The sequence below is a fragment of the Streptomyces sp. NRRL WC-3618 genome, assembly GCF_001280005.1.
In the GTDB taxonomy this organism is placed as follows: Bacteria; Actinomycetota; Actinomycetes; order Streptomycetales; family Streptomycetaceae; genus Streptomyces.
Genome location: NZ_LGDW01000412.1, coordinates 1 through 231, shown reverse-complemented (window position 1 = coordinate 231; position 231 = coordinate 1). Strand labels below are relative to the sequence as shown.

General features: G+C 64.1%; 1 protein-coding gene. It reads right to left on the bottom strand.

Going from position 1 to position 231, the window contains the following annotated elements; translation table 11 throughout:
* On the bottom strand, positions 1 to 120 hold a 120-nt coding region (locus tag ADL01_RS42665), incomplete at its 3' end, for an adenosylhomocysteinase (RefSeq protein ID WP_159049658.1).
* Between the last annotated feature and the right edge of the window lie 111 nt (positions 121 to 231).

Here is a 231-nt window from a genome sequence, read left to right as displayed (position 1 = left end):
GCGGCGGATCGACATCAGACCGGGCATCTCGTGCTCGGCAAGCGTGATCTCCTTGCGGCCGAACGCGGCCAGCGAGAGATCGGCGACCTTGAAGTCCTGGGCGGTATCGGTCGTCGTCATGTGAGCAGCTCCTCAGCGTGCGTTGAAGTATTTGGCGTCGGGGTGGTGGATGACGATGGCGTCGGTGGACTGTTCGGGGTGGAGCTGGAACTCCTCGGAGAGGTGGACGCC